Source organism: Nodosilinea sp. LEGE 07088 (genome assembly GCF_015207395.1).
GTDB lineage: Bacteria > Cyanobacteriota > Cyanobacteriia > Phormidesmidales > Phormidesmidaceae > Nodosilinea.
Window position 1 is genome coordinate 1 of sequence record NZ_JADEWX010000365.1, and the last position, 1,608, is coordinate 1,608.

Annotated in this window: 1 protein-coding gene; it reads right to left on the bottom strand. The window is 60.2% G+C overall.

Annotated elements, in window-relative coordinates:
* Positions 1-23: 23 nt before the first annotated feature.
* Entirely contained in the window at positions 24-1,541 is a 1,518-nt protein-coding gene (locus tag IQ254_RS31015; protein WP_193969981.1) for an IS66 family transposase, read from the bottom strand.
* Positions 1,542-1,608: the final 67 nt, after the last annotated feature.

Consider the following 1,608-nt stretch of genomic DNA (forward strand, 5'->3'; position numbering starts at 1 on the left):
GTAACCGTCCCTCAGCGAGCGTTTTAAGCTAGGCAAAGCGGTTCAGGGTGATCTACCAGCGGGGCGTCCTGCTCGGGTTCAGCCTGAGGAAGTAAGGAGGGCGTAGGCCGGTTCAACCGGGCAGCGGCACAGGCTTGAGTGAGAAAGTCCAAGACATTGCGATGCTGAGCCTGCAGTGACGTCACCACCGTGAGCATGCGCGAGACAAACAAACTGCCCTCGTTGGACTGGGAACCAAAACTGGTGCGCCGCCAGATCACCGCTGGGCGTAACGCCCGCTCTGCGGCATTGTTGGTCGGCTCCACTGCTGGAGTCTGCACAAACGTCCACAGGGCTGGTTCCACCTGCAAGAGTTGCTGGCAGGTGCGGATGGTTTTAGCCAACGGCGTCTTTTCCGCGACGCCGAGGGGCAGGGCAGTGGCCGCAACGAGTTCAGCCTTAAACCCATCCCGCAACCGTTCGACCTGCTGGATAAAGTCGTGCCGGGACAAGGTGCCATCCCGGACTCGGTGCCACCAGCGAAATAATCGTCGCTGCCGCCTTAATAGAGCCTCACCAATCTCGCGCGAGACCCCGCTGCGTTCCGCCATGGCCGTAAAGTCTCGCTTCAGATGCGCCCAGCACACTTGCCATCGGCTCACCTCAATCCAGCGGTAGGCACTGTAGCGGTCAGAGATGACAATCCCTGAAACCGCTTGACCAATCAAGGCTTGAGCGGTCGCCTGTGACCGACTGAGCACCACCTCGAAAAAACTCACCCACGGCGTCACCACCACCCAGAGCCAGCCCTTGGTGCGCTGTGGATTTCCCCCGTCTCGGTTCCCCACCGGATAGCTGGTTTCATCGCTATGCATGACGGGCTGGCCCTGCACATAAGCCTTGGCTTCCTCCACCGCCGGACTCACCGCGTCGCTGATGTCCTGTCGCAGACGACCGACCCCGCCGCGCGAGAGGCGCACCCCAAAGAGGTCATCCATCACCGCACACACCTGGCGATAGCTCAGCCGGTAGGCTCCACTCAGCAACGCCACCATCGCGCTCAGCCGTTCACCATAGCCTAAGGCGGAGACCCCAGACGGCAGTTCGGCGTGGGTTACCGTGTCGCAGCACTCGCACCTCAGGCCATGCAAGCGATACTCAACCACCTCGGGCAAAACGGGCGGGAGCTCTATGACTTGATGGCGGTGGGGATGAGGATCTTGGCCCGATAAACTGGCTCCACAGCCTTGGCAGGCGGGGGGGATGACGTCATGGACGGCACGACAATCGTCCGCTGGATATAGCTTTCGGGCTTCGCGGGGAGTGGCTTTCCCGCTCCGCTCTCGCAGTGGCTTTTTGCCTTTTCCGTTGGCTTTAACGCCTTTGCCAAAGCCATCCGTTGACGGCGGTTTGGATGAATTCTGCGAACTCTGATTGACGTTCTCTTCCAGCGCCAACAGCCGCTCGCTCAGAACCCGCACTAACATCTGGATGCTAGCGGGGGTCGCCTCCCAGTCGGCCTTAGGAACGCGGATTCCGGCTATCTCGATCTCGTCGCTCATCGTTTTACCTTACCGAGTCTCCTGACCCAAAATCCCTAAACCTTCGTTAAATTCCTGGGACGGTTAC